The organism is Streptomyces sp. NPDC090445, from assembly GCF_044769385.1.
Lineage (GTDB): Bacteria > Actinomycetota > Actinomycetes > Streptomycetales > Streptomycetaceae > Streptomyces.
Genome location: NZ_JBIVXV010000008.1, coordinates 46,713 through 71,271, shown reverse-complemented (window position 1 = coordinate 71,271; position 24,559 = coordinate 46,713). Strand labels below are relative to the sequence as shown.

20 protein-coding genes are annotated in these 24,559 nt (G+C 71.6%); 4 read left to right on the top strand and 16 right to left on the bottom strand.

Going from position 1 to position 24,559, the window contains the following annotated elements; genetic code table 11:
* Nucleotides 1-54: 54 nt before the first annotated feature.
* The 3 genes from glmS to ACIQUT_RS18815 all read right to left on the bottom strand — a co-directional run bounded on the left by glmS (nt 55) and on the right by ACIQUT_RS18815 (nt 3,256).
* The gene (gene glmS / locus ACIQUT_RS18825; RefSeq protein ID WP_403564038.1) at nt 55-1,872 is read right to left on the bottom strand and encodes a glutamine--fructose-6-phosphate transaminase (isomerizing); all 1,818 of its coding nucleotides are present in this window, start codon (nt 1,870-1,872) and stop codon (nt 55-57) included.
* Nucleotides 1,873-1,957: 85 nt separating this feature from the next.
* Nucleotides 1,958-2,233, bottom strand: a complete 276-nt coding sequence (locus tag ACIQUT_RS18820; RefSeq protein WP_403564037.1) for a hypothetical protein — start codon at nt 2,231-2,233, stop codon at nt 1,958-1,960.
* Between the two features lie 108 nt (nt 2,234-2,341).
* Nucleotides 2,342-3,256, bottom strand: a complete 915-nt coding sequence (locus tag ACIQUT_RS18815) for a DUF4429 domain-containing protein (RefSeq protein ID WP_403564036.1) — start codon at nt 3,254-3,256, stop codon at nt 2,342-2,344.
* A gap of 51 nt (nt 3,257-3,307) precedes the next feature.
* On the opposite strand from ACIQUT_RS18815, the gene ACIQUT_RS18810 reads away from it, so the two are divergent.
* Nucleotides 3,308-4,906, top strand: a complete 1,599-nt coding sequence (locus tag ACIQUT_RS18810; RefSeq protein WP_403564035.1) for a beta-N-acetylhexosaminidase — start codon at nt 3,308-3,310, stop codon at nt 4,904-4,906.
* A gap of 89 nt (nt 4,907-4,995) precedes the next feature.
* On the opposite strand, the gene ACIQUT_RS18805 is transcribed toward ACIQUT_RS18810, so the two are convergent.
* The 10 genes from ACIQUT_RS18805 to ACIQUT_RS18760 form a co-directional block, all read right to left on the bottom strand.
* Nucleotides 4,996-6,777: an IucA/IucC family protein gene (locus ACIQUT_RS18805; protein ID WP_403564034.1), complete on the bottom strand. Its 1,782-nt coding sequence runs from the start codon at nt 6,775-6,777 to the stop codon at nt 4,996-4,998.
* Nucleotides 6,774-7,358, bottom strand: coding sequence for a GNAT family N-acetyltransferase (locus ACIQUT_RS18800; protein ID WP_403564033.1), 585 nt, complete (start codon nt 7,356-7,358; stop codon nt 6,774-6,776). Before ACIQUT_RS18800 ends, ACIQUT_RS18805 begins: the two co-directional genes overlap by 4 nt.
* A complete protein-coding gene (locus tag ACIQUT_RS18795; protein ID WP_403564032.1) occupies nt 7,355-8,674 on the bottom strand; it encodes a lysine N(6)-hydroxylase/L-ornithine N(5)-oxygenase family protein in 1,320 nt (439 codons plus the stop codon). The genes ACIQUT_RS18800 and ACIQUT_RS18795 overlap by 4 nt, the downstream gene beginning before the upstream one ends.
* Nucleotides 8,658-10,139 carry a pyridoxal phosphate-dependent decarboxylase family protein gene (locus ACIQUT_RS18790; RefSeq protein ID WP_403564031.1) on the bottom strand — a complete coding sequence of 494 codons (1,482 nt, stop codon included), beginning with the start codon at nt 10,137-10,139 and terminating at the stop codon, nt 8,658-8,660. Before ACIQUT_RS18790 ends, ACIQUT_RS18795 begins: the two co-directional genes overlap by 17 nt.
* Before the next feature lie 172 nt (nt 10,140-10,311).
* Nucleotides 10,312-11,226 carry a siderophore-interacting protein gene (locus tag ACIQUT_RS18785; protein WP_403564030.1) on the bottom strand — a complete coding sequence of 305 codons (915 nt, stop codon included), beginning with the start codon at nt 11,224-11,226 and terminating at the stop codon, nt 10,312-10,314.
* 127 nt (nt 11,227-11,353) lie between these two features.
* Complete coding sequence (locus tag ACIQUT_RS18780; RefSeq protein WP_403564029.1) at nt 11,354-12,397, bottom strand: ABC transporter substrate-binding protein; 1,044 nt, start codon at nt 12,395-12,397, stop codon at nt 11,354-11,356.
* A gap of 130 nt (nt 12,398-12,527) precedes the next feature.
* Nucleotides 12,528-13,688 (bottom strand): acyl-CoA dehydrogenase family protein, encoded by a 1,161-nt coding sequence (locus ACIQUT_RS18775; protein WP_403564028.1) that lies wholly within the window; start codon nt 13,686-13,688, stop codon nt 12,528-12,530.
* A 7-nt stretch (nt 13,689-13,695) separates the two neighbouring features.
* Nucleotides 13,696-14,637 (bottom strand): hydroxymethylglutaryl-CoA lyase, encoded by a 942-nt coding sequence (locus ACIQUT_RS18770; protein WP_403564027.1) that lies wholly within the window; start codon nt 14,635-14,637, stop codon nt 13,696-13,698.
* Nucleotides 14,634-16,760 (bottom strand): acetyl/propionyl/methylcrotonyl-CoA carboxylase subunit alpha, encoded by a 2,127-nt coding sequence (locus tag ACIQUT_RS18765; RefSeq protein ID WP_403564026.1) that lies wholly within the window; start codon nt 16,758-16,760, stop codon nt 14,634-14,636. Before ACIQUT_RS18765 ends, ACIQUT_RS18770 begins: the two co-directional genes overlap by 4 nt.
* 27 nt (nt 16,761-16,787) lie before the next feature.
* Nucleotides 16,788-18,419, bottom strand: coding sequence for a carboxyl transferase domain-containing protein (locus tag ACIQUT_RS18760; protein WP_403564025.1), 1,632 nt, complete (start codon nt 18,417-18,419; stop codon nt 16,788-16,790).
* A 100-nt stretch (nt 18,420-18,519) separates the two neighbouring features.
* On the opposite strand from ACIQUT_RS18760, the gene ACIQUT_RS18755 reads away from it, so the two are divergent.
* Together ACIQUT_RS18755 and ACIQUT_RS18750 are read left to right on the top strand one after the other, a co-directional pair.
* Nucleotides 18,520-19,098 carry a TetR/AcrR family transcriptional regulator gene (locus ACIQUT_RS18755; protein ID WP_403564024.1) on the top strand — a complete coding sequence of 193 codons (579 nt, stop codon included), beginning with the start codon at nt 18,520-18,522 and terminating at the stop codon, nt 19,096-19,098.
* A gap of 56 nt (nt 19,099-19,154) precedes the next feature.
* The gene (locus ACIQUT_RS18750; RefSeq protein WP_403564023.1) at nt 19,155-19,967 is read left to right on the top strand and encodes a phosphatase; all 813 of its coding nucleotides are present in this window, start codon (nt 19,155-19,157) and stop codon (nt 19,965-19,967) included.
* 110 nt (nt 19,968-20,077) lie between these two features.
* Here the strand turns inward: ACIQUT_RS18750 and nadE are convergent, their stop codons facing one another.
* The 3 genes from nadE to ACIQUT_RS18735 all read right to left on the bottom strand — a co-directional run bounded on the left by nadE (nt 20,078) and on the right by ACIQUT_RS18735 (nt 23,034).
* Nucleotides 20,078-20,908, bottom strand: coding sequence for an ammonia-dependent NAD(+) synthetase (gene nadE, locus ACIQUT_RS18745; RefSeq protein ID WP_403564022.1), 831 nt, complete (start codon nt 20,906-20,908; stop codon nt 20,078-20,080).
* 83 nt (nt 20,909-20,991) lie between these two features.
* Nucleotides 20,992-21,870 (bottom strand): acyl-CoA thioesterase, encoded by an 879-nt coding sequence (locus tag ACIQUT_RS18740; RefSeq protein WP_403564021.1) that lies wholly within the window; start codon nt 21,868-21,870, stop codon nt 20,992-20,994.
* 6 nt (nt 21,871-21,876) lie between these two features.
* Complete coding sequence (locus tag ACIQUT_RS18735) at nt 21,877-23,034, bottom strand: acyl-CoA dehydrogenase family protein (protein WP_031145399.1); 1,158 nt, start codon at nt 23,032-23,034, stop codon at nt 21,877-21,879.
* A 284-nt stretch (nt 23,035-23,318) separates the two neighbouring features.
* On the opposite strand from ACIQUT_RS18735, the gene ACIQUT_RS18730 reads away from it, so the two are divergent.
* On the top strand, nt 23,319-24,443 hold the full coding sequence (locus ACIQUT_RS18730) for a serine hydrolase domain-containing protein (protein WP_403564020.1): 1,125 nt from the start codon (nt 23,319-23,321) through the stop codon (nt 24,441-24,443).
* Nucleotides 24,444-24,559 lie beyond the last annotated feature (116 nt).

Genomic DNA, 24,559 nt, shown 5'->3' with positions numbered 1-24,559 from the left:
AACGGCCCCCGGGTGTCCCGGGGGCCGTTCTCGTGGGTGCCTGCGGCGGGGCGACTACTCGACCGTGACGGACTTCGCCAGGTTGCGCGGCTTGTCGATGTCCCGGCCCAGGGCCAGCGCCGTGTGGTACGCCAGCAGCTGCAGCGGGATGCCCATCAGGATCGGGTCCAGCTCGTCCTCGTTCTTCGGGACGACGATGGTGTGGTCCGCCTTCTCCTGCTCGCGGTGCGCGACGGCCAGGATCCGGCCGCTGCGGGCCTTGATCTCCTCCAGCGCGGCGCGGTTCTTCTCCAGCAGGTCGTCGTCCGGGACGATCGCGATCGTCGGCATCGCCGGCTCGATCAGGGCGAGCGGGCCGTGCTTGAGCTCGGAGGCCGGGTAGGCCTCGGCGTGGATGTAGGAGATCTCCTTGAGCTTCAGGGAGGCCTCCAGAGCCACCGGGTAGCCCCGGACACGGCCGATGAACATCATCGACTTGGCGTCCGCGTACTCGGCGGCGAGCTTCTTGATGTCCTCCTCGCCCTTGAGGATCTCCTCGATCTGGGCGGGCAGGCGGCGCAGGCCCTCGATGATGCGCTTGCCGTCGGTGACGGACAGGTCGCGTATGCGGCCCAGGTGCACGGCGAGCAGCGCGAACGCCACGACCGTGTTGGTGAAGCACTTGGTGGAGACGACGCAGACCTCGGGGCCGGCGTGCACGTACACGCCGCCGTCGGCCTCGCGGGCGATCGCGGAGCCCACCACGTTGACGACGCCGAGGACGCGGGCGCCCTTGCGCTTGAGCTCCTGCACCGCGGCGAGGACGTCGTAGGTCTCACCGGACTGGGAGACGGCGATGTAGAGGGTGTCGGGGTCCACGACCGGGTTGCGGTAGCGGAACTCGGAGGCCGGCTCGGCGTCCGCGGGGATGCGGGCCATGCCCTCGATGAGGCTCGCGCCGATCAGGCCCGCGTGGTACGAGGTGCCGCAGCCGAGGATCTTGACCCGGCGGATGCCGCGCGCCTCGCGCGGGTCCAGGTTCAGGCCGCCCAGGTGCACGGTGGAGAAGCGGTCGTCGATCCGGCCGCGCAGCACGCGGTCGACCGCGTCGGGCTGCTCGGAGATCTCCTTGTGCATGTAGGTGTCGTGGCCGCCCATGTCGAACGAGGCGGCCTCCCACTCCACGGTCTCCGGGGTGGCGGTGGTGGAGGTGCCGCTGGTGGTGTACGTGCGGAAGTCGTCGGCCTTGATGGTGGCCATCTCGCCGTCGTTCAGGGTGACGACCTGGCGGGTGTGCGCGATCAGGGCGGCGACGTCGGAGGCGACGAGCATCTCCTTCTCGCCGATGCCGAGGATCACCGGGGAGCCGTTGCGGGCGACGACGATGCGGTCGGCGAAGTCGGCGTGCATGACGGCGATGCCGTAGGTGCCCTCGATGACCTTGACGGCCTCGCGGACCTTCTCCTCCAGGGTGTCGGCCTGGGAGCGGGAGATGAGGTGGACGATCACCTCGGTGTCGGTCTCCGAGACGAAGACCACACCCTCGGCCTCCAGCTTGGCGCGGAGCTCGGCGGCGTTGTCGACGATGCCGTTGTGGACGACCGCGACCTTCTCCTCGGTGTCCAGGTGCGGGTGGGAGTTGAGGTCGCTCGGGGCGCCGTGGGTGGCCCAGCGGGTGTGGGCGATACCGGTGGTGCCGGCGAAGCGCTTGGGGACGCGGGTCTCCAGCTCGCGCACGCGGCCCTTGGCCTTGACGACCTTCAGCGCCGGGGACTTCGGGCTGTTGACGACGATGCCCGCGGAGTCGTACCCGCGGTACTCAAGCCGCTGCAGGCCTTCGAGCAGCAGCGGCGCCACGTCGCGCTTGCCGATGTATCCCACGATTCCGCACATGAAGTGTTACCCCTCCTGAGGTTCGGGTGTTGCGGTGGCCGCTGCCGGAGCGGCCGGTGTGCCGTGACCGGTGCCGCGCGGGCCGTCAGCCGTAGACGATGCGGCGGAGCTGTCGCAGGGACAGCTCGGGCGGTGCCACGGCCCGGTGCGGCAGCTCGCCCGCGATCCGTTCGAAGATCTCCGCGTTGACGGCTCCGCCGGACTGCAGTTCGCGGTGGCGGCGCCGGACGAATTCCTCGGTCGTCTCGTCGAAGTACGCGAGCACGTCGAGCACCACCCGGGCCGCCTCCCCGCGCTGCAGCGCGGTGCTGCGCACCAGGTGGTCGACAAGATCGTCGTACGACGGGCGGCGGTCGAGCACTCGTAGATATTGACGTCCGACGCCCGGTAAAAGCAAAGATCCTGCCCGAATGCGGGCAGGATCACGCTGGTGCCTGCCTGCGGAATGCGTTGATCCGCTATGTAACCGCTAGAAACGGCGCAAAACGGCCTGCTTGGCGGCGGCGAACTCGTCCGCCGTGAGGATCCCCGCGTGATGCAGCTCACCCAACTCCCGCAGCCGCCGCAGCAGCGCGTCGTGGTCCTCCCCGCCGCCCGCCCCGGCCGGCGCGGACACCGCCTCCGCTGCGAGCCCCGGAGCCAGCGACGGCGACTGCGCCGGCACCGGTACGGGCTCGGCCGGAGCCGCCGGATGCGGCATCCGCACCGCCACGGCCGCCGCGACCAGCGCCATCAGCGGGTCCTTCTTGAAGCCGAACAGCTCCACCGTGTACGGGTCGTACTTCGGGGCCGGCGCGGGCGCCGCCCCCGCCAGGCCGAACCGGATCCAGCCGTTGTCCAGGCCCTTCGACGGCGACCACTCCACCGACCGCAGGTCCGCGACCCGGAACTCGCGCGGCCCGCCCGAGCTCTTGGCCTCCTCCGTCGTCCAGTTCCAGTCCAGGCCGACCCGGTCCCCGTCGAAGGCCACCGTCCCGTCACCCGCCCCCACCGAGATCGGCACCGCCGGCCCCGCCAGCAGGTACGCGTCCACCGGCCCCGCCGGCACCTGCTCCAGCAGCAGCGCGTTGCGCACCTCGTCCACGAAGTACTCGGCCACCCCGCCGCGGTCCGACTCCACCGTCAGCCGGTACGGGTCCGAGGCCTCCGGCAGCCGCCCGCCGGTCACCTGCAGCAGCGGGCACGCCCCGTCGCGCAGCCGCAGCCGCAGCCGGCCCGTCCTGCGCCCCGGCTCGTGGCTGATCCCCGCCAGGGCCCGCAGCGGCACGACCACCTCGCCGAGGGTCTGGCGCAGCAGGCCCACGCCCTTGTCCCGACCGGGCACGATGCGCACCGCGTCCCCGTCGAAGGTCCACGTACCGTCCTTCTGGATGATTTCCGCCATCCGGCGATTCTCGCACCGTCCCCAGCAGGGGAGTTGGCCTATACCTGGGCCATGAGAGTCCTGCGACGCACGCTCGGCACCCTCCTCGTCCTCGGCGCGCTCGTCTCCTGCGCCTCCGCCCGCGGCGACGAAGCCCGACCCGGGGACGCCCACCCCGGCAGGGCCCGCCCCGCCGCCGCCCCCACCCCCTACGAGAGGCTCCTGCCCGCCCCGGCCTCCGCACACGCCGAGGGCCCCGGCTACCCCGTCGGGGCGGCCACGGTCATCCGGACCGGCCCGGCCGCCGGGGCGGAGGTCCGCCGGGTCGGCGAGCTCCTCGCCGAACAGCTGCGCGGCCCCTCCGGACTGCCGCTGCCCGTGGTCCACGGCCGGGCCGGCGACGGGATCCGGCTGCGGATCGACGCCCTGGCCGCGGGGCTCGGCGAGGAGGGCTACCGGCTGGACTCCGGCCCGCGCGGGGTCACCCTGACCGCCCGCACCCCGGCCGGCCTGTTCCACGCCGGGCAGACCCTGCGCCAGCTGCTGCCCGTGTCCGGCCCGGGCACCGTCCCCGGCGGCCGGATCACCGACGTGCCCCGCTTCGCGTACCGGGGGGCGATGCTGGACATCGCCCGCCACTTCTTCACGGTGGACCAGGTCAAGCGGTACGTCGACCAGCTCGCCCAGTACAAGGTCAACACCCTTCACCTGCACCTGACCGACGACCAGGGCTGGCGGATCGCGATCGACTCCTGGCCCCGGCTCGCCGAGTACGGCGGCGGCAGCGAGGTCGGCGGCGGCCCCGGCGGCCACTGGACGAAGGACCACTACCGGGACCTGGTGGCGTACGCGGCCGAGCGGTACGTGGACGTGGTCCCCGAGATCGACATGCCGGGGCACGTCAACGCGGCCCTCGCCTCCTACCCGGAGCTGAACTGCGACGGCAAGGCGCCCGAGCGCTACACCGGCACCAAGGTCGGCTTCAGCTCGCTCTGCGTCGGCAAGGAGCGGACGTACGAGTTCGTCGAGGACGTGCTCGGGGAGCTGGCCGCCCTCACCCCCGGCCGCTACCTGCACATCGGCGGCGACGAGGCCCACCGGACCCCGGCCGCGGACTACGCGGCGTTCATGGACCGGGCGCAGCAGGCCGTCGCACGGCACGGCAAGACGGTGGTGGCCTGGCACCAGCTGGCCTCGGCCCGGCCGGCCCCCGGCGCCGTCCTGCAGTACTGGGGCCACGACCGGACGGCGGCGGCGGAGAAGGCGGCGGTGGCCGCGGCGGCGAAGGCCGGCCACCCGCTGGTCCTGTCGCCGGCGGACCGGCTGTACCTGGACATGAAGTACGACACGGCGACCAAGCAGGGCCTGGCCTGGGCCGGCTACGTCCCGGTGCGCCGCTCATACGAATGGGACCCGGGGGCGTACCTGCCCGACGTCCCGGAATCGGCGGTCCTCGGGGTGGAGGCGCCGCTGTGGACGGAGACCATCGCGACCCGGGCCGACCTGGAGTTCATGGCCTTTCCGCGGGTGCTGAGCCTGGCGGAGCTGGGCTGGAGCCCGGCCGCGCGGGACTGGGGTGCGTACGGCGGGCGCCTCGCCGCCCACGCGGCCCGCATGGACGCGCAGGGCATCGCCTTCCACCGCGCCCCGGACGTGCCCTGGGAGAAGTGAGCGGAGGAAGGAGACGAGAGAAGAGGGAAAGGCGGGAGGCGGGCCCGCCGTGCGAGGGACCGTAGTCGCACGGCGGGCCCGCCTCGTGCCTACCGGCGCGCGAAGGGCGCGACGGGGTTCTTGAGGTTGCCGATCAGCTGCAGGGCGGCCGACGGGTCGGCGAGGTCGACCATCTGCTTGTTGTTGCGCAGCTGGAGCCGGTTGAGGCAGGACAGCTGGAACTCCTCCGCGAACAGGTCGTACCGCTCGAAGCGCTCCGCGAGCTGCGGCATCGAGTCCTGGTAGGCGTGGGCGCAGTCCGCGACCGCCTGCCAGAACACGTCCTCCTCGCAGACGCCCTCCGTGGCGAGGATGGGGCCCAGGAAGCGGAAGAAGCAGTCGAACACGTCCGTGAAGACCGACAGCAGCTTCATGTCCTCCGGGATGTCCGCCCGGATCCGCTCCACCGCCGGCGGCAGGACCGCGTCCGGGTCCATGACCACGATCTCCTCGGCGATGTCCTTGAAGATCGCCCGCTTCACCACGCCGTTCTCGATGACGAGGATGGTGTTCTCGCCGTGCGGCATGTACGCCAGGTCGTACTGGTAGAAGCAGTGCAGCAGCGGGACCAGGTAGGCCCGCAGGTAGTGGCGCAGCCACTCCGCCGGGGTCAGGCCCGACTCGGCGATCAGGGCGCCGGCGAAGGACCGGCCCTCGGAGTCCACGTGGAGCAGCGAGGCCATGGTCGCCAGGCGCTCGCCCTCCTGCAGGGAGGCGACGGGGGACTCGCGCCACAGCGCGGCCAGCATCTTGCGGTACGGCGAGTAGCGGTCCGTGGCGCGCTCGTACTGGCGGTGGTGGTAGCCGATCGCCGCCCGCTCGCGGATGATCGAGAAGTCCACCGACCGCAGCACCTCGTCGCCCTCGATCAGGCGGTGCAGCCAGTCGTTGATCGCCGGGGTGGCCTCCATGTAGGCCGCGGACAGGCCGCGCATGAAGCCCATGTTGAGGACCGAGATCGCCGTCTTGACGTAGTACTTCTCGGGGGCGCTGGTGTTGAAGAAGGTGCGGATGGACTGCTGCGCCAGGTAGCTGTCCGTGCCCTCGCCCAGCAGCACCAGGCGGCGGCCCGCGATCTCCGCGGCGAAGGTCACCGTGGTCTTGTTCCACCACTGCCAGGGGTGGATGGGCAGCAGGTGGTAGTCCGCCAGGTCCAGGCCCTGTGCGGCCATCCGCTCCGCGAAGACCGCGAGGGTCTCCTCGCCCAGCTCCGCCCGCATGAAGGAGTCGTGCTCCAGGCCGGCGCCCGCCGTGAAGGTGGAGACGTCCTTGCGGGCCGCCACCCACACCAGGTGGACGGGGCTCGCCGCCTCCGGGGCGTACGCGCGGAACTCGTGGACGCCGAAGCCGAGGCGGCCGTTGTTGGCCACGAAGCAGGGGTGGCCCTCGGTCATGCCCGTCTCGATGTCCTGGAACGAGGACTTCGCCAGGACGGCGGACGGCACCTGCGGCTTGGTGTACTTGAAGCCCGAGCCCGCCAGCGTGGAGGAGATCTCCTCCAGGTAGACCGGCAGGACCTCGGCGCTCAGGCCCAGCGCCTCGCGCAGCTCGATGTGGAAGTCGAGGGCGTCCAGCGGGAGCTCGGTGCCGTCCTGGAGGCGGGTGACCGAGGACTCGTCCACGGCCCAGTGGTCGAGCTCGTGGCGGGTGGCCGTGAAGCGGTACTCCACGGTGCCGTCGTCGCTGAGGACCGCGTACGACCCGTCGCCGAGCGGCTTCGGGGTGAGCAGGCGCTCGTGGGAGAACTCGGCCAGGGCCTTGCGGACCAGGGCGCGGTTCGCCCGCTCCCACAGCTCGGGGGAGAGGTGGGAGATCGCGTCGGAGAGGCTCATACCGTCGCTCCCGTCAGGCCGGTGGCCGTCTCGAACTGCTCGCGGGTGCAGAAGCTCAGCAGGGCTTCCTTCTCCGGCTTCTGCACCGGGCCCTCCGGGACGAAGCCGACGGCCTCGTTGAGGGCGTGCACGGCCGTGTTGTGCACGTCCGGCTCGACCACGACGCGGCGGGTCTGCGGGTCGGCGAACAGGGCCGCCATCACGGTGGTGATCACGGCGCGGGTGAAGCCGTGCAGCGGGGTGTCGCTGGGCGCGACGAGGAAGTGCATGCCGACGTCGCCGGGCCGGGCGTCGTACAGGCCGACCAGTTCCAGCTCGCTCGGGTCGTAGCGCTCCATCAGGAAGGCCGGGCGGCCCTCGTGGAGGCCGATGTACGCGTCGTGGTGCTCGGCGGCCGCGATCTTCATGTACTCGCGCTCGACGTCCGGCAGCGAGGCGTCCTGCATCATCCAGAACGCCGCCTTGGGGTGGGTCACCCAGCCGTGGAGCAGCTCCGCGTCGGAGAACGGGTCCAGGGGGCGGATGGCGAAGGTGCCGAGGGCGGCGTCGGTGCGGGAATACAGGGGCTCGGTGGTGCTCATATGTGCGTGCCTTCCGGGGCCGCGAACTGCTGGAACGCGATGGACTTCTCGACCTTGTAGTACTCGCGGCCCAGCATCTCCTTGACGAGGTAGGCGTTGCGGTACGCGGCCATGCCCAGGTCGGGCGAGGTGATCGAGTGGTTGTGGACGGCGCCGTTCTGCAGGTAGACCTCGCGGCCGGTCACGTCGATGCTGTAGTTGCGGGCCGCGTCGGGGCGGCCGTGGCCGTCGAAGTTGAGGCGGTCGTGGACCGGCGCCAGGAACTCCGGCAGCCCGAACGAGTAGCCCGTCGCGAGGATCAGGCCCTCGGTGTCGAGGGAGAAGTCCCGCTCCTGCTCCTCCTGGCGCAGGCCCAGGGTGTACGTGCCGGTGGCGGTGTCGTACGCCGCCGAGTTCAGCGAGGTGTTGGTCAGCAGGGTGGTGGGCACGGGGCCCGGCATGCCGACCTTCTTCTGGTAGAGCAGGTCGAAGATGTCGTTGATCAGTGCGCCGTCGATGCCCTTGAAGAGGCTCTTCTGCTCCTTCTCCAGGCGGTAGCGGGTCTCCTCCGGGAGGGCGTGGAAGTAGTCCACGTACTCCGGGGAGGTCATCTCCAGCGTCAGCTTGGTGTACTCCAGCGGGAAGAACCGCGGGGAGCGGGTGACCCAGTTGAGCCGGTAGCCGTGGACGTCGATCTCCGACAGCAGGTCGTAGTAGATCTCCGCGGCGCTCTGGCCCGAGCCCACCAGCGTGATGGACTTCTTCTTCTGCAGCTCCGCCTTGTTCTGCATGTAGACGGAGTTGTGGATGAAGTCGCCGGCGAGCTGCCCGCAGGCGGCCGGGACGTACGGCGTGGTGCCGGTGCCCACGACGAGGCGGCGGGTCAGGTGGGTCTCGCCGCGGTCGGTGGTGACCGCGTACAGGCCCGCCTGCTCGTCGTACGTGACCTCGGTGACGGAGGTGGAGTACTGCACGTTGTCGAGCCGGTCGGCGGCCCAGCGGCAGTACTCGTTGTACTCGGTCCGCAGCGGGTAGAAGTTCTCCCGGATGTAGAAGGAGTACAGCCGGTCCTGGTCCTTCAGGTAGTTCAGGAAGGAGAAGGGCGAGGTGGGGTCGGCCAGGGTGACCAGGTCCGACATGAACGGCGTCTGCAGGTGCGCGCCGTCAAGGAACATCCCGGCGTGCCACTCGAAGTGCGGCTTCGTCTCGATGAAGAGGCCGTCGAGCTCGTCGATCGGCGCGGTCAGGCAGGCGAGTCCCAGGTTGAAGGGACCGAGGCCGACACCGATGAAATCGAAGGGCCGGCGGGGGGAGCGGGGCTCACGAGACGACTGCAAGGGATTCTCCCAGGTACTGCTCGGCGTGGGACGCGAGGAGGTCGAGCACGGCCTTGATGTCGGCCGTGGTGGTCTGCGGGTTGAGGAGGGTGAACTTCAGGTACTGCCTGCCGTCGACCTTGGTGCCGGCGACGACGGCCTCACCGGAGGCGAACAGGGCCTTGCGGGCGTGCAGGTTGGCCTCGTCGACGAGGTCGGCGCGCACGTCGCCCTCGGGGGTGTAGCGGAAGACCAGGGTGGAGATCTGCGGGCGGACGACGACCTCGTAGCGGGAGTCGGCGTCGATGATGTCCCAGCCGGCGGCGGCCAGGTCGATGACCTCGTCGAAGAGCTGCCCGATGCCGTCGGCGCCCATGGTGCGCAGGGTCATCCAGAGCTTGAGCGCGTCGAAGCGGCGGGTGGTCTGGATGGACTTGTCGACCTGGTTCGGGATCCGCTCCTCGGCCATGCGGCGCGGGTTGAGGTAGTCCGCGTGGTACGTGGCGTGCTTGAGGGTGTCGCGGTCGCGGACCAGCATCGCGCTGGAGCTGACGGGCTGGAAGAAGGACTTGTGGTAGTCGACCGTGACCGAGTCGGCGTGCTCGATGCCGTCGAGGAGGTGCCGGCGGGTGGGGGAGACCAGCAGTCCGCAGCCGTAGGCGGCGTCCACGTGCATCCACGCGGAGTGCTCGGCGGTCAGGCGGGCGATCTCGGGGAGCGGGTCGATGGACCCGAAGTCGGTGGTGCCGGCGGTAGCGACGACGGCCATCGGGTACAGGCCCTCGCGGACGCACTCCTCCAGCTCCAGGGCGAGGACGGAGGTGTCCATGCGGCGGTTGCGGTCGACCGGGACGGCGATGACGGCCTCGTAGCCGAGTCCGAGCATGGCGGCCGACTTCTTGACGCTGAAGTGGCTGGCCTCGGAGGTGAAGATGCGCAGCCGGGGCAGCACCTCGGATTTGGCCAGGGCGCGCCCGCTGCCCTGCATGACCTTCCGGCAGGCCTCGTCGCGGGCGAGGAGCAGTGCGTGGAAGTTGGACTGGCTGCCGCCGGAGGTGAAGATGCCGTCCGCGGCCGGGCCGAGGCCGATGCGGCCGGCGGTCCAGTCGATGAGGCGGCGCTCGATGAGGGTGCCGCCGATGGACTGGTCCCAGGTGTCCAGGGAGGAGTTGACGGCCGAGAGGATCGCCTCGCCGAGGACGGCGGGGATGACGACCGGGCAGTTGAGGTGGCCCAGGTAGCGCGGGTGGTGGAAGTACACCGCGTCCCGCAGGTAGACCTCCTCCAGCTCGTCCAGGACGGCGGCCGGGTCGTCCAGCGGCCGGTCCAGGTCGATCCCGTCGATGACCGGGGCGAGTTCGTCGACCGATATCCCGGTGTGGGGACCCTGGACGGTCGCGAGTTTGGCCGCGACGCGCTCGACGCCCTCGGTGACGGAGCGGCGGTAGTGCTCCGAGGTCGTCTCGTTCAGGAGATGCGAGCGCATCAACTTTCCTCCGGGCAGGGGGGGAAGGGTGGGGAAGATGGTGCTTAGGTTAGCCTAACCTAAGTTGCAAGCCAAATAGAGGCGGGCCCTGGCCGAAAAGCCAGGGCCCGCCGAAGAGCGGCTGCAGGTGTCCGGGGGCGCTGCGAAGGGGCCTGCGGCCGCCGGGAGTCCGCTACAGCGCGGCGCCGGGGTCCTCGCTGGGCGCCCGGCCCGCGTACGCCTCGGCGAGGAGCTCCTCCTCGCTCGCACCCAGGCGCCAGTAGCCGGTGAAACGCACCGCGCGCCGGTCGATGGAACGTTCCTGCACCAGGTGGCGGCGTACGGCGCGGATCGTGCCGGCCTCACCCGCCAGCCAGGCGTACGAGGCCTCGGAGGCGGGCAGTCCGGCCGCGCGCACCGTGTCCACGACGCGCCCGGCGCGGCCCGGGCCGGCCTCCCGCACGATCCAGGTGATGTCCGAACCGGCCGGGGCGGCGAGGTCGAGCCGGTCGTCGGCGTGCGGGACCTCGAAGAAGGCCGTGACCCGGATGCCGGCGTCGAGCCCCTCCAGGATCGCGGCGGCCGCGGGCAGCGCGGTCTCGTCCGCGTACATCACCAGCGCGTCGGTGCCGGCGGGCGGCTGGAAGCGCACGGACTTGTTCTCCGCGACGGCCGGCCCGATCGCCAGGATCCGGCGGCCGGTCACCGCCCGCCCGGCCCAGGAGGAGGCCGGGGAGGAGTCCCCGTGCAGCACGAAGTCGATGTCGACCTCGACCGCGCCGCCGTCCGCCGTGCGCTGCTCGCGCACGGTGTAGGAGCGCATCACCGGGCGCTCCTCGTCCGGCATCCCGCGCCAGCCCGCGAACCAGGTGTCCTCGTCCGTGGACGGAAGCTCGGTGTGCTCCCGGTGGGCGGGCGGCAGGAACAGCGACAGGCTCTGGTCCCGGCCGCCCGAGCGGAAGCCCGCGAGGGACTCGCCGCCGAAGGTGACCCGCAGGAACGAGTGGCCGAGGCGGCGGGTGCGGAGCACTTCCATCGTGAAGAAGCGGAAGTGGGCCACGGCCTCGGTGGCCGCGGCCCCGGCGCTCTCGGGAGCGGTGGCGGTCATGCGGAGTCCCCCTGGGAAGTCGGGTGGGCGCCGGGCCCGAGGCGGTTGCCGCGGGCCCGGCGCCGGTGGCCGGTCGTGCAGTCAGGCCGGTCGTAGCGTCAGGCCTGTGATGCCGTCAGGCCGGTGGTCAGCTGACCTTCTTGGCGCCCTGGATGGCCTTGGCGAGGTCCTCCAGGATCTTGGTGCACTTCTCGTAGGAGTAGATCGGCTCGGTCACGCGCGGGGCGACCTGGCCGGCCTTGACGGCGGGCAGCTCGGTCCAGGTCGGCTTGGCCTTCAGGTCCTCCGGCTGCGCGGTGCCGGTGCGGTTGTCGAGCAGGACCAGGTCGGCCTTGTACTTGCCGGCGTTCTCCCAGCTGAGGCTCTCGAAGAAGCCGCCCTGGTCGAGCTTGTCCTGCTCCGGGACGACGAACTCGACGCCCAGGGTCTCGAAGTACTTCAGGTCGGCCGAGGTCTTCGGGGTGGAGACGTAGAACAGGTCGGCGGTGCCGGAGCCGACGAGCACCTTGATGCCCGGGTTGGCCTTGGTGGCCTCGCGGACCTTGCCGGCGGCGGCCTCGAAGGCGGCCTTGGCGTCGGTGGTCTTCTTGGTGTTCAGGTCGGCACCGAGGGCCTTGGCCAGGTCGGCCGTGCGCTGCAGGGCCTTGTCCATGGAGGCGTCGCCGCCCACGCCGACCGCGGCGGCCGGGGCCAGCTTCAGGATCTTGTCCTTGGAGGCCTCGGGGACGTACCAGTACGTGCCGTCCCAGGTGTTGGTGACCAGCAGCTCGGGCTGGAGGGCGGCGTACTTCTCGACGTTGAACTCGTCGTAGACGTTGCCGAGGATCTCCACCTTGGAGATGTCCATCGAGCCGGCCGTCACGTCCGGCTTGCCGTCGGCGGTCTTGGTCGGGCCGAACACGCCCTTGACCTGGACGCCGTAGTCGTAGAGCGCGGCGGCGGTGCCGGTGTAGGCCACGACGTTCTTCGGCTGCGCCTTCAGGCTGACGTCCTTGCCGAGGTCGTCCTTGAAGGTCCAGGCGCCCGAGGCCGCCGCACCCTTGTCCTTGTCGCCCTCGCCCTTCGCCGAGCCGGAGCCGCCGCACGCGGTCAGCGCCGCGACGAGGCCGAGAGCACCGCCGGCGGCGATGAGGCCGCGTCGGGTGAAGGGGGAGGTACGGGACTTGGGCATTTTGGTGTCCGCTTTCAGTACGTGCCGGGGCGGCCACTGGGCCGTTCGGTGGGAAGGTTAGCCTAACCTTGGCTGAAAACGGTAAGGGGGCCCTAAGTTTTTTCAGGGCCCCCTCGTGCTATGTCCGGATTCAGCCGGAGAAGCCCAGCTCCCGGGCGATGAGCATGCGCTGCACCTCACTGGTGCCCTCGCCGATCTCCAGGATCTTCGAGTCGCGCCACATCCGGGCCACCGGGTACTCGTTCATGAACCCGTAGCCGCCGTGGATCTGCGTGGCCTCACGCGCGTTGTCGACCGCGACGGTCGAGGAGTACAGCTTCGCGATCGCCGCCTCCTTCTTGAACGGCTCGCCCGCCACGAGGCGGGAGGCCGCGTCGCGCCACCCGATTCGAGCCATGTGCGCGCGCATCTCCATGTCCGCCAGCTTGAACTGGATGGCCTGGTTGTCGCCGATGGCCCGGCCGAAGGCGTGGCGCTCCTTCGCGTACTTGACCGACTCGTCCACACAGCCCTGCGCCAGGCCCGTGGCCAGCGCCGCGATCGCGATCCGGCCCTCGTCGAGGATCCGCAGGAACTGGGCGTACCCGCGGCCCTCCTGGCCCACCAGGTTCGCCAGCGGCACCCGGACGTCGTCGAAGGACAGCTCGCGGGTGTCGGAGGCGTTCCAGCCCACCTTCGAGTACGGGGCCGCCACCGTGAAGCCCGGGGTCCCGGACGGCACGATGATCGAGGAGATCTCCGGGCGCCCGTCCGCCTTGCGCCCCGTCACGGCGGTGACGGTGACCAGGCCGGTGATGTCCGTACCCGAGTTGGTGATGAAGCACTTCGAGCCGTTGATGACCCACTCGTCGCCGTCCCGGACGGCCGTGGTGCGGGTGCCGCCGGCGTCGCTGCCCGCGCCCGGCTCGGTCAGGCCGAACGCGCCGAGCATCTCGCCCGAGCACAGCTTCGGCAGCCACTGCTGCTTCTGCTCCTCCGTGCCGAACAGGTAGAGCGGCATGGCGCCCAGGGAGACGCCCGCCTCCAGGGTGATGGCCACCGAGGAGTCGACGCGGGCCAGCTCCTCCAGGGCGATGCCGAGGGCGAGGTAGTCACCGCCCATGCCGCCGTACTCCTCGGGGAAGGGCAGCCCGAACAGGCCCATGGCGCCCATCTCGCGGACGATCTCGTAGGGGAACTCGTGCCGCTCGTAGAAGTCGCCGATCTTGGGCGCGACGACGTCGTGCGCGAACGCCTCCACGGTGCGGCGGAGTTCCTCGTGCTCGGGGGAGAGCCGGTGGTCGAGGGACATGTCTTCGTTACTCCTTGTGGGAGAGGGCGCGGACGGTTCTGGAGGGGCTCGGACGCCCCAGCTGTTCGGCCATCCACACGCTCGTGGCGGTGAGGGCGGCCAGGTCGACCCCGGTCTCGATGCCGAGGCCGTCGAGCATCCACACCAGGTCCTCGGTGGCGAGGTTCCCGGTCGCGCTCTTCGCGTACGGGCAGCCGCCGAGGCCGCCCGCGGAGGCGTCGATCGTGGTCACGCCGTGCTGGAGCGCGGCAAGGGTGTTGGAGAGCGCCTGGCCGTAGGTGTCGTGGAAGTGCACGCCGATCCGGTCGGTCGGCACGCCCTCCTCGTTGAGCTCGGACAGGAGCGCCTGTACGTGCCCGGGAGTGGCGACGCCGATGGTGTCGCCGAGGCTCAGCTCGTCGCAGCCCAGGTCGAGCAGGGCCTTGGCGACGCGGACCACCTGGTGGACCGGGACCGCGCCCTCCCAGGGGTCGCCGAAGCACATGGACAGGTAGCCCCGCACATGCGCCTTCCCCTGCTTGGCCCGGGCCACGACGGGCTCGAACATGGCCAGGGACTCGGCGATCGTCCGGTTGAGGTTGCGGGAGGCGAAGGTCTCGGTCGCCGAGCCGAACACGGCGATCCGGTCCGCGCCGAGGGCCAGCGCCCGGTCGAGGCCGCGCTCGTTCGGGACCAGCACCGGCAGGTGCACCCCGGCCCGGGCGAGGTCGTCGAGCTGCGGGAACAGCTCTTCGGCATCGGCCAGTTGGGGCACCCACTTGGGGTGGACGAAGCTGGTGGCCTCGACCGTGGTCAGCCCGGAGGCGGCCAGCCGGCGGATGAACTCCGCCTTGACCGCGGTCGGTACGGCCGACTTCTCGTTCTGCAGCCCGTCGCGGGCGCCGACCTCGTGGATCCGCACGCGCGCCGGCAGACCGGCGGCGGGGACGGCCATGGGCAGCCCGTTCATGCGCCCTCCTCCTCTGCGTCGGGGGTGACCACGGCCAGGACCTGGTCCATGGCGACCGTGGTGCCCGGGGAGACGTCCAGTTCGGTGACGGTGCCGGCGTGCGGGGCGGAGATGACGTGCTCCATCTTCATTGCCTCCACGACCAGCAGGCTCTGACCGGCGGCGACCCGCTCACCGACCGCCACCTTGACGACGGTGACCGTGCCCGGCATCGGCGCCGCGAGGGTGTCGGCCCCCGCGTGGCCGCGGCCGCCGAGGGCTGCCGCGACCGGGTCGTGGTCCTGGAGGTGCCAGCTGTCGCCGTCCCGGCCCAGCCAGGTCCCCTCCGGGGAGGGGGCGTGGCTGAAGGTGTGCGTGACGCCGTCGAGTTCGATGGTGAGGCGGTCGGCGGTGCGGGCCACGATCCGGCCGCGGGCCGGTGCACCGGGGCCCTGCCCCAGATCCCGCGCATCGATCGCCGGCGGGGCCTGGTTCGTCCCGCCGTCGTGGTCGGCTGCCGGCCGGATCTCCAGCTCGTCACCCCGTCGGCGGGTGCGGATCGTGATCGGGTCCTGGCCCGGGAGGCGGAAGTGGTGCACCGTCCATGCCGGGGTTCCGCCCATGCGCCAGCCGTTGCCCGCCGAGAACGGATCGGCCCAGTCCGGCCCCGCCGGGCTGTTCGTTCCAGCCCCGCCGGCGTTTGAGGCGTTTCGGGAAGGGACGGGGTGGGGGACAGAGCCCTGGGCCAGCAGCGCGGCCGCCGCGTACACCTCCGGCGGGACGCCCTCGGGCAGCATCGAGGACAGGTCCCGCTCCACCAGCCCGGTGTCCATGTTCCCGGACACCACGTCCGGGTGGGCCAGCAGCCTCCGCAGGAAACCGGCGTTCGTCTGGACACCCAGGATCACGGTGTCGGCCAGCGCCCCCCGCAGCACCCGCAGCGCGGCGTCCCGGTCCGGCCCGTACGCGATCACCTTCGACAGCATCGGGTCGTACGTGGAGCCCACGTCCACCCCGGCCGTCAGCCCGGAGTCGGTCCGCACCGCCCGCCCCGACGGCTCCGACAGCGCCAGCACCGTGCCGCCGGACGGCAGGAAGCCGCGGGCCGGGTCCTCGGCGCAGATGCGGGCCTCGATCGCGTGCCCGGTCAGCGTCACGTCGTCCTGCGTGAGGCCGAGCTCGCCGCCCGCCGCCACCCGCAACTGGAGCTCCACCAGGTCCAGGCCGGTGATCAGCTCCGTCACCGGGTGCTCCACCTGGAGGCGGGTGTTCATCTCCATGAAGTAGTAGGAGGACGGGTCGCCGCCGGGGACGATGAACTCCACCGTGCCCGCGCCGACGTACCCGCAGGCCCGTGCCGCCTCCACCGCCGCCGCGCCCATGGCGGCGCGGATCTCGGGGGTCAGCAGGACCGAGGGGGCCTCCTCGATGACCTTCTGGTGGCGGCGCTGCAGCGAGCACTCGCGCTCGCCCAGGTGCACGACGTTGCCGTGGGCGTCGGCCATCACCTGGATCTCGATGTGGCGCGGCCGGTCCACCCAGCGCTCCACGAGCAGGGTGTCGTCGCCGAAGGAGGAGCGGGCCTCGCGGCGGGCGGCCGCGATCTCGTCCGCGAGCAGTGCCCCGTCGCGGACCAGGCGCATGCCCTTGCCGCCGCCGCCCGCGGAGGGCTTGAGCAGCACCGGCATGCCGATCTTCTCGGCGGCGGAGACGAGTTCGGCGTCGGTCAGGCCGCTGCCGGAGGAGCCGGGGACCACGGGCACGCCCGCGGCCCGTACGGTCTCCTTCGCCCGGATCTTGTCGCCCATCAGGGAGATCGCGGACGCGGGCGGGCCGATGAAGGCCAGGCCCGCCCCGGCGCAGGCCTCGGCGAACGCCGCGTTCTCGGCGAGGAAGCCGTAGCCGGGGTGGACGGCCTCGGCGCCGGTGCGCCGGGCCGCGTCGAGCAGCCGCTCCACGGACAGGTAGCTCTCGGCGGCCGCGGCCGGGCCGATGCGGACGGCCGTGTCGGCCTCCCGCACGTGGCGGGCGTCCGCGTCGGCGTCGCTGAACACGGCCACGGACCGGATCCCGAGCTCCCGCAGGGTGCGGATGACCCGGACCGCGATCTCGCCCCGGTTGGCCACAAGGACAGTGCTGAACATTGGGGTCCTCACGTCACACGTCTCAGGTCACATACGGAAGATGCCGAAGGCCGGCTGCGCCGGGTCCCTCTGCGGCAGCGGGGCGTTCGCGCAGGCCGTCAGGGCCAGGCCCAGCACCTGCCGGGTCTCCAGCGGGTCGATGACCCCGTCGTCCCACAGCCGGGCGGTGGCGTAGTAGGCGTTGCCCTGCTCCTCGTACTGGGCGCGGACGGGGGCCTTGAAGGCCTCCTCTTCGCCCAGGGGCCATTCCTGGCCGGCGGCCTCCAGCTGGTCGCGCTTGACCGTGGCGAGGACGGAGGCGGCCTGCTCGCCGCCCATCACCGAGATCTTGGCGTTGGGCCACATCCACAGGAAGCGGGGGCTGTACGCCCGGCCGCACATCGAGTAGTTGCCCGCGCCGTACGAGCCGCCGACGACCACCGTCAGCTTCGGGACGCGCGTGCAGGCGACCGCGGTGACCATCTTCGCGCCGTGCTTGGCGATGCCGCCGGCCTCGTAGTCGCGGCCGACCATGAAGCCGGAGATGTTCTGGAGGAACAGCAGCGGGATCCCGCGCTGGTCGCACAGCTCGATGAAGTGGGCGCCCTTCTGGGCGGATTCGGCGAAGAGGATGCCGTTGTTGGCGATGATGCCGACCGGGTGGCCGTGGATCCGGGCGAAGCCGGTGACCAGCGTGGTGCCGAACTCGGCCTTGAACTCCTGGAAGCGGGAGCCGTCGGCGATCCGGGCGATGATCTCGCGGGCGTCGTACGGGGTGCGGGAGTCGACGGGGACCGCGCCGTACAGGCCGTACGGGTCCACCTTCGGCTCCTCGGCCGGCTCGACCGACCAGGGGAGGGCCCCGCGCCCGGGCAGGGTCGCCACGATGTTCCGCACGATCCGCAGTGCGTGCGCGTCGTCCTCCGCGAGGTGGTCGGTCACGCCGGAGACGCGGCTGTGGACCTCGCCGCCGCCGAGCTCCTCGGCCGTGACCACCTCGCCGGTGGCGGCCTTCACCAGCGGCGGGCCGCCGAGGAAGATCGTGCCCTGGTTGCGGACGATCACGGCCTCGTCGCTCATCGCCGGCACGTACGCGCCGCCCGCCGTGCAGGAGCCGAGGACGGCCGCGATCTGCGGGATGCCGGCGCCGGACATGCGGGCCTGGTTGTAGAAGATGCGGCCGAAGTGCTCGCGGTCGGGGAAGACCTCGTCCTGCATGGGGAGGAAGGCGCCGCCGGAATCGACCAGGTAGAGGCAGGGGAGACGATTCTCCAGCGCAACCTCCTGGGCCCGCAGGTGCTTCTTGACCGTCATCGGGTAGTAGGTGCCGCCCTTGACGGTGGCGTCGTTCGCGACGATGACGCATTCGCGGCCGCTGACCCGGCCGATGCCGGCGATCACCCCGGCGGCCGGGGCCGCGCCCCCGTACATGCCCTCGGCGGCCAGCGGGGCCAGCTCCAGGAAGGGGGAACCGGGGTCGAGGAGGGTGTCCACCCGGTCGCGGGGCAGCAGCTTCCCGCGCGCGGTGTGCCGGGCGCGGGCCTTCTCGCCGCCGCCGAGCCGGGCCGCGTCCAGGCGGGCGCGCAGGCCCTCGGAGAGTTCGCGGTGGGCGGCCTCGTTGGTGCGCCAGGCCTCGGACGCCGGGTCGGCGGCGGTCGTGAGGACGGGTGCCTGCTGCATCGGTCGAGCTCCCTTGCTCGGTCCACGCGGTTAATGAGCGTTAACCTCTGTGGAGCCAAGGTTAACGACCGCTAACGGCCCCTGTCTAGAATGGATTCCCATGAGCACTTCAGCGGCCGCCCCGACCCGTCGCGAGCAGATCCTCAGTGAGGCCGCCCGCCTCTTCGCCGAACGCGGATTCCACGGCGTCGGCGTGGACGAGATAGGCGCGGCAGTGGGCATCAGCGGCCCCGGGCTGTACCGGCACTTCGCGGGCAAGGACGCCATGCTCGCCGAACTGCTCGTCGGGATCAGCGAACGGCTGCTGACCGGCGGGCGCCGCCGGGCGGAGGAGACCGACGGGGATCCGTCCGCGGTCCTGGCCTCGCTGATCGACGGCCACATCGACTTCGCGCTCGACGACCGCGCGCTGATCACCCTGCACGACCGGGAGCTCGACCGGCTCCGCGAGGCCGACCGCAAGCTCGTACGCCAGCTCCAGCGCCAGTACGTCGAGCTGTGGGTCGAGGTCGTACGGGCCCTGCACCCGCAGGTCGGCGAGGCCGAGGTGCGGGTGGCCGTGCACGCCGTCTTCGGCCTGCTGAACTCGACCCCGCACCTGGCGGCGCTCGGGCGGGAGGCGACCGAATCGCTGCTGCGGCGGCTCGCGCACGGGGCCTTCGGGGCGCTGACCGCGTGACACGACGCGTCCGACGACTGGGATGGAACCGCCGTATCGGGGGTCGCGGCGGCAGAATGGGCCGCATGCCGAAGCCGATAGAGACGTCCGTCCCCAGCCGCGCCGAGCTCACCGAACACCTGGTGCGCACGCGGATCGCCGGACAGGTCGCCACCCCGCGCGAGAACAACCTGTCCCACTACCGCAAGCTCGCCAACGGCGACCGGCACTACTGGCTCGGCCTGGAACTGGGTGAACGCTGGACTGACGAGCAGGACGTGCTCGCGGTGATGGCCGAGCGCTGCGGCGTCGTCGACGACCCCGAGCACCGGCAGGGCCAGGACACCATCGACCCGGAACTGACCGTGGACGCCCTCGACCGGATGGCGGCCCGGCTGCGCAAGGCGGCCCTGGACCGCCAGCGCGTCCTGCTCGCCACCGGCCACCCGGGCGGCCTGCTCGACGTCCACCGGGCCACCGCCGACGCCCTGCGGACGGCGGGCTGCGAGATCGTCGTCATCCCGTCCGGGCTGACGGCCGACGAGGCCTCGGTGTGGCAGTTCGCCGACATCGCCGTACTGGAGCGGGGCGCCACCCTGTGGCACACCCACTCCCCGGCACCGATGGCGGCCATCCTCGACGGCCTCACCGCGGCCGGCCGCCCGCTGCCGGACCTGGTCGTCGCCGACCACGGCTGGGCGGGCTGCGCCGCGCAGCGCGGCCTGGACGCGGTCGCGTACGCGGACTGCAACGACCCCGCCCTGTTCCTCGGCGAGGCGGAGGGCACCCTCCAGGTGGTGGTCCCGCTGGACGACCACGTCCGCGACCCGCGCTTCTACGACCCGATGGTGGCCTACCTGCTGAACGCGGCGGGCCTCCTGGACGCGTAGGAATCCCGGATCCCGGATCCCGGATCCCGGATCCCGGATCCCGGATCCCGGAATCCGGAATCCGGGGCTTCCCGGCGGACGTGCCCGCGCACGCCCGCCGGGGCCGGACCTCAGGGGGCGATGGGCAGGCTGCGCTTGTGGCCGGTCAGGCGGTAGCGGCGGACGATCGTCCCGAAGGCCCGCTCGTCCACCGGCTTGCCCTCCAGGAAGTCGTCGATCTGGTCGTACGTGACCCCGAGCGCGTCCTCGTCGGCCTTGCCCGGGTCGAGGGTCTCCAGGTCGGCCGTCGGCGTCTTCCACACCAGTTCGGCGGGCGCGCCCAGCGCGTCCGCGACGGCGCGCACCCGCCGCTTGGTCAGACCGGTCAGCGGGACCACGTCCGCGGCGCCGTCACCGAACTTGGTGAAGAAGCCGGAGACCGCCTCGGCGGCGTGGTCGGTGCCGACGACCAGGCCGTCGTGCGCGCCGGCCACCGCGTACTGGGCGATCATGCGCTGGCGGGCCTTGATGTTGCCGTGCACGAAGTCCTGGTGGTGGGCGTCGCGGAAGGCCACGCCGGCGGCCGCCGAGGCGTCGAGGGCGGCGTCGCTCGCGGGCTTGATGTCCACGGTCAGCACCCGGTCGGCCCGGATGAACGACAGCGCGAGCTGCGCGTCGTGCTCGTCGGCCTGGACCCCGTACGGCAGCCGCATCGCGTGGAACACGGCTTCGTGCCCGGCGGCCCGGGCGCGCTCGACGGCGAGCTGGCACAGCCGGCCGGTGGTGGTGGAGTCCACGCCGCCGCTGATGCCGAGGACGAGGGAGCGCAGACCGGTGGAGGTCAGCCGCTCGGTGAGGAAGGCCACCCGGCGCTCGATCTCCCGCTCGGCGTCGAAGGTCTCGGCGACCTCCAGTTCCCGGGCGATCTCCTGCTGCAGGGCTATGGACGCCGGCTCGCTCACGTCTGCTCCTTGTTCCGGCCGTTCCGGCCGCGGTTGCTTTCGCCCCACCCTACCGAGGGGGTCTCCGCGGGCCCGGAGCGGCGTCAGGTGCGCGGGACGCGGACGACGCCCTCCTGGATCACCGTCACGGCCAGCCGGCCGTCCTGCGTCCAGATCCGCGCCTGGCCCAGGCCCCGGCCGCCGTGCGAGGTGGGGGAGTCCTGGTCGTACAGCAGCCACTCGTCGGCCCGGAACGGCCGGTGGAACCACATCGCGTGGTCCAGCGAGGCCCCGACCACGTCGCCGACGGCCCAGCCGCCCCGGCCGTGCGCGAGCAGCACCGAGTCGAGCAGGGTCATGTCCGAGACGTACGTGGCCAGGCAGGTGTGCAGCAGCGGGTCGTCGCCCTCCAGCTTGCCGGCCGTCCGGAACCACACCTGCGAGCGCGGCTCCACCGGCTCGCCGATGGTGCCCCACGGCGGGGTCGTCGCGTACCGCAGGTCGACCGCGCCGCGCGCCTCCAGCAGCCGCTCCACCGTGCCCGGGTCCCGGAACAGGTCCCGGTAGGCGGGCAGGGCCTCGGCCGCGGTCGGCAGGCTCTCCGGGTCCGGGGCGTCCGGCATCGCGACCTGGTGGTCGAGGCCCTCCTCGTACACCTGGAAGGAGGCCGAGAGGTGGAAGATCGGCTGGCCGTGCTGGACGGCGACGACCCGCCGGGTGGTGAAGGAGCGCCCGTCGCGGATCCGGTCCACGGAGTAGACGATGGGCGCGCCCGCGTCGCCCGTGCGCAGGAAGTACGAGTGGAGCGAGTGCGCGGTGCGGTCACCGGGGACGGTCCGGCCGGCCGCGACCAGCGCCTGGGCCGCGACCTGTCCGCCGAACACGCGCGGCACCAGGGAGGTGCGGCTCGTGCCGCGGAAGATGTTCTCCTCGATCTGCTCCAGGTCGAGCAGATCGAGGAGATCGGTGAGTGCCTCGCTCAAGGGGAGTTACAGCCCCATCGACTTGGCGATGATCGACTTCATGATCTCGCTGGTGCCGCCGTAGATGCGGTTGACGCGGTTGTCGGCGTACAGGCGGGCGATCGGGTACTCGTTCATGTAGCCGTAGCCGCCGTGCAGCTGGAGGCAGCGGTCGATGACGCGGTGGGCGACCTCGGTGCAGAACAGCTTGGCGGAGGCGGCCTCGGCCGGGGTCAGCTCGCCGGCGTCCAGGGCCTCCAGGGCGCGGTCGGCGACGGCCTGGGCGGCGTCCACCTCGGCCTGGCAGGCGGCCAGCTCGAACTTGGTGTTCTGGAAGTGGGCGACCGGCTTGCCGAAGACGGTGCGCTCGGTCACGTACTGCTGGGCGAACCGGACGGCCGCGGCGGCCTGGGCGTACGCACCGAAGGCGATGCCCCAGCGCTCGGAGGCCAGGTTGTGGCCGAGGTAGTAGAAGCCCTTGCCCTCCTCGCCGAGCAGGTCCTCGACCGGGACCTTGACGTCGACGAACGCCAGCTCGGCGGTGTCGGAGGTCTTCAGGCCGAGCTTGTCGAGCTTGCGGCCGATGGAGTAGCCCTCGGACTTGGTGTCCACGGCGAACAGCGAGATGCCGAAGCGGCGGTCGTCCTCGCTCGGGGCGGAGGTGCGGGCGCAGACGATCACGCGGTCGGCGTGCACGCCACCGGTGATGAAGGTCTTGGAGCCGTTGAGGACGTAGTGGGTGCCGTCCTCGGAGAGCTTGGCGGTGGTCTTCATGCCGGCGACGTCGGAGCCGGTGCCCGGCTCGGTCATCGCGAGCGCCCACATCTCCTCACCGGAGACGAACTTCGGCAGGAAGCGCTTCTTCTGCTCGTCGTCGGCGAGCATCTTGATGTAGGGCAGGGCGAGCAGGACGTGCACGCCGGAGCCGCCGAAGTTGACGCCCGCGCGGGAGGTCTCCTCGTACAGGACGGCCTCGAACTTGTGGGTGTCCAGGCCGGCGCCGCCGAACTCCTCGGGGACGTTGATGCCGAAGACGCCCAGCTCACCGAGCTTGTAGTAGAAGTCGCGGGGCGCCTGGCCGGCGGCGAACCACTCGTCGTAGACGGGCACGACCTCGGCCTCGATGAAGGCGCGGATGGTCTCCCGGAAGGCCTCGTGGTCCTCGTTGAACACCGTACGGCGCACGGCCGGCTCCCTTCGTCGCGGCGGTCCGCCGCTTATGTCTAAGCGCTTGCTCATACAAAGTTACCGGCGAGTTGTCGACTCTGTCCAGAGCTCTGCAGACGGTATGACGAGCGCCACCTCCCCAGGCGGGGGGTCCGGCGGCGCCTTCAGGGTGATCCCTGCCAACTCCCCTGACCCGCAGGCCGGTTACCCGCAGGGGGCGGCTCCTCTCCACGCAGGATCCGAACAACCGCCCCCGATCACCAGGATGGAAGCCGTCCACAGCGATCAAGTCAGGAGCCCGCATGAACCGCCGCACGCGCACCGTCCTCGCCGCCGCCCTCCTCCTCGGCCTCACCGCAGGCCCCCTGGGCGCCACCGCCCACGCCGCCGCCCCCGCGGCCGTCACCACCCAGGGCCCCGACACCGCGGCCCTGCGCAAGGCCCTCGCGGGCCTCCCGGACCAGGACGCCACAGCCGCCACGATCCGGGTCGGCGGGAACGGCCGCTGGACCGGCACCGCCGGCGTACGCGACCTGAAGACCGGGGCCCCCGCCCTCGCCGACGCCCGCTTCCGGGCCGGTTCCACCACCAAGGTCGTCACCGCGGCCCTCGTCCTCCAGTTCGCCGCCGAGGGCAAGGTCGACCTGAACGCCCCGGCCCGCCGCTACCTCCCGGACGTCCTCCCGCCCGCCTTCGAGCAGGTCACCGTCCGCAACCTGCTCAACTTCACCAGCGGCATCCAGCCCGGCATCGGCTTCGGCGACACCGTGGAGGAGGGCTACCCGCACCGCTACGAGACGATCACCCCCCAACAGGTGGTGGCCTCCGCCGTCGCGAAGGGCCTGGCCTTCACCCCGGGCACGCAGCAGCGGTACAACAACATCAACTACACGATCCTCGGCATGCTGATCGAGAAGACCACCGGCGACACCTACGCCCACCAGGCCGAGGTCCGGATCTTCCGCCCGCTCGGCATGACCGGCACCTCCTTCCCCAAGGGCACCGACCCCCGCATCCACGGCCCCCACAACCGCGGCTACGACCTCATGGACGGCAAGCCGGTCGACGTCACCGAATGGAACATGTCCGACCGCTGGGCCGCGGGTGACATGATCTCCACCACCCGCGACCTGGAGCGCTTCCTCGTCGCCCTCTTCCGCGGCCAGGTCGTCCCGGCCCCGCAACTGGAGGAGATGTTCACCGTCCCGGACATCCCCGGCGCCACCCGCAGCGCCAGCCTCGAACGCCACGTGATCAACGGGAAGGAGGTCTGGGGCAAGACCGGCGCCCGCCCCGGCTACCACACGGTGATCGCCGCCACCCGCGACCTCTCCCGCACCCTGGTCTACTCGGTCAACAGCACCGACGCCAAGGGCGACGGCCTCAAAACCGTCCAGCGCTTCGCCTTCCCGGCCTTCAACCGCTGAGACCGCCCCTCCGGCAGGGGCCGCGACGAACCCGCGTCCCCTGCCCGGAGGTGCGGCGCGCCGATGAATTCCGCTCCCGCCCGCGGTCTACCTCCCCGACACACAAACGCAAGGAG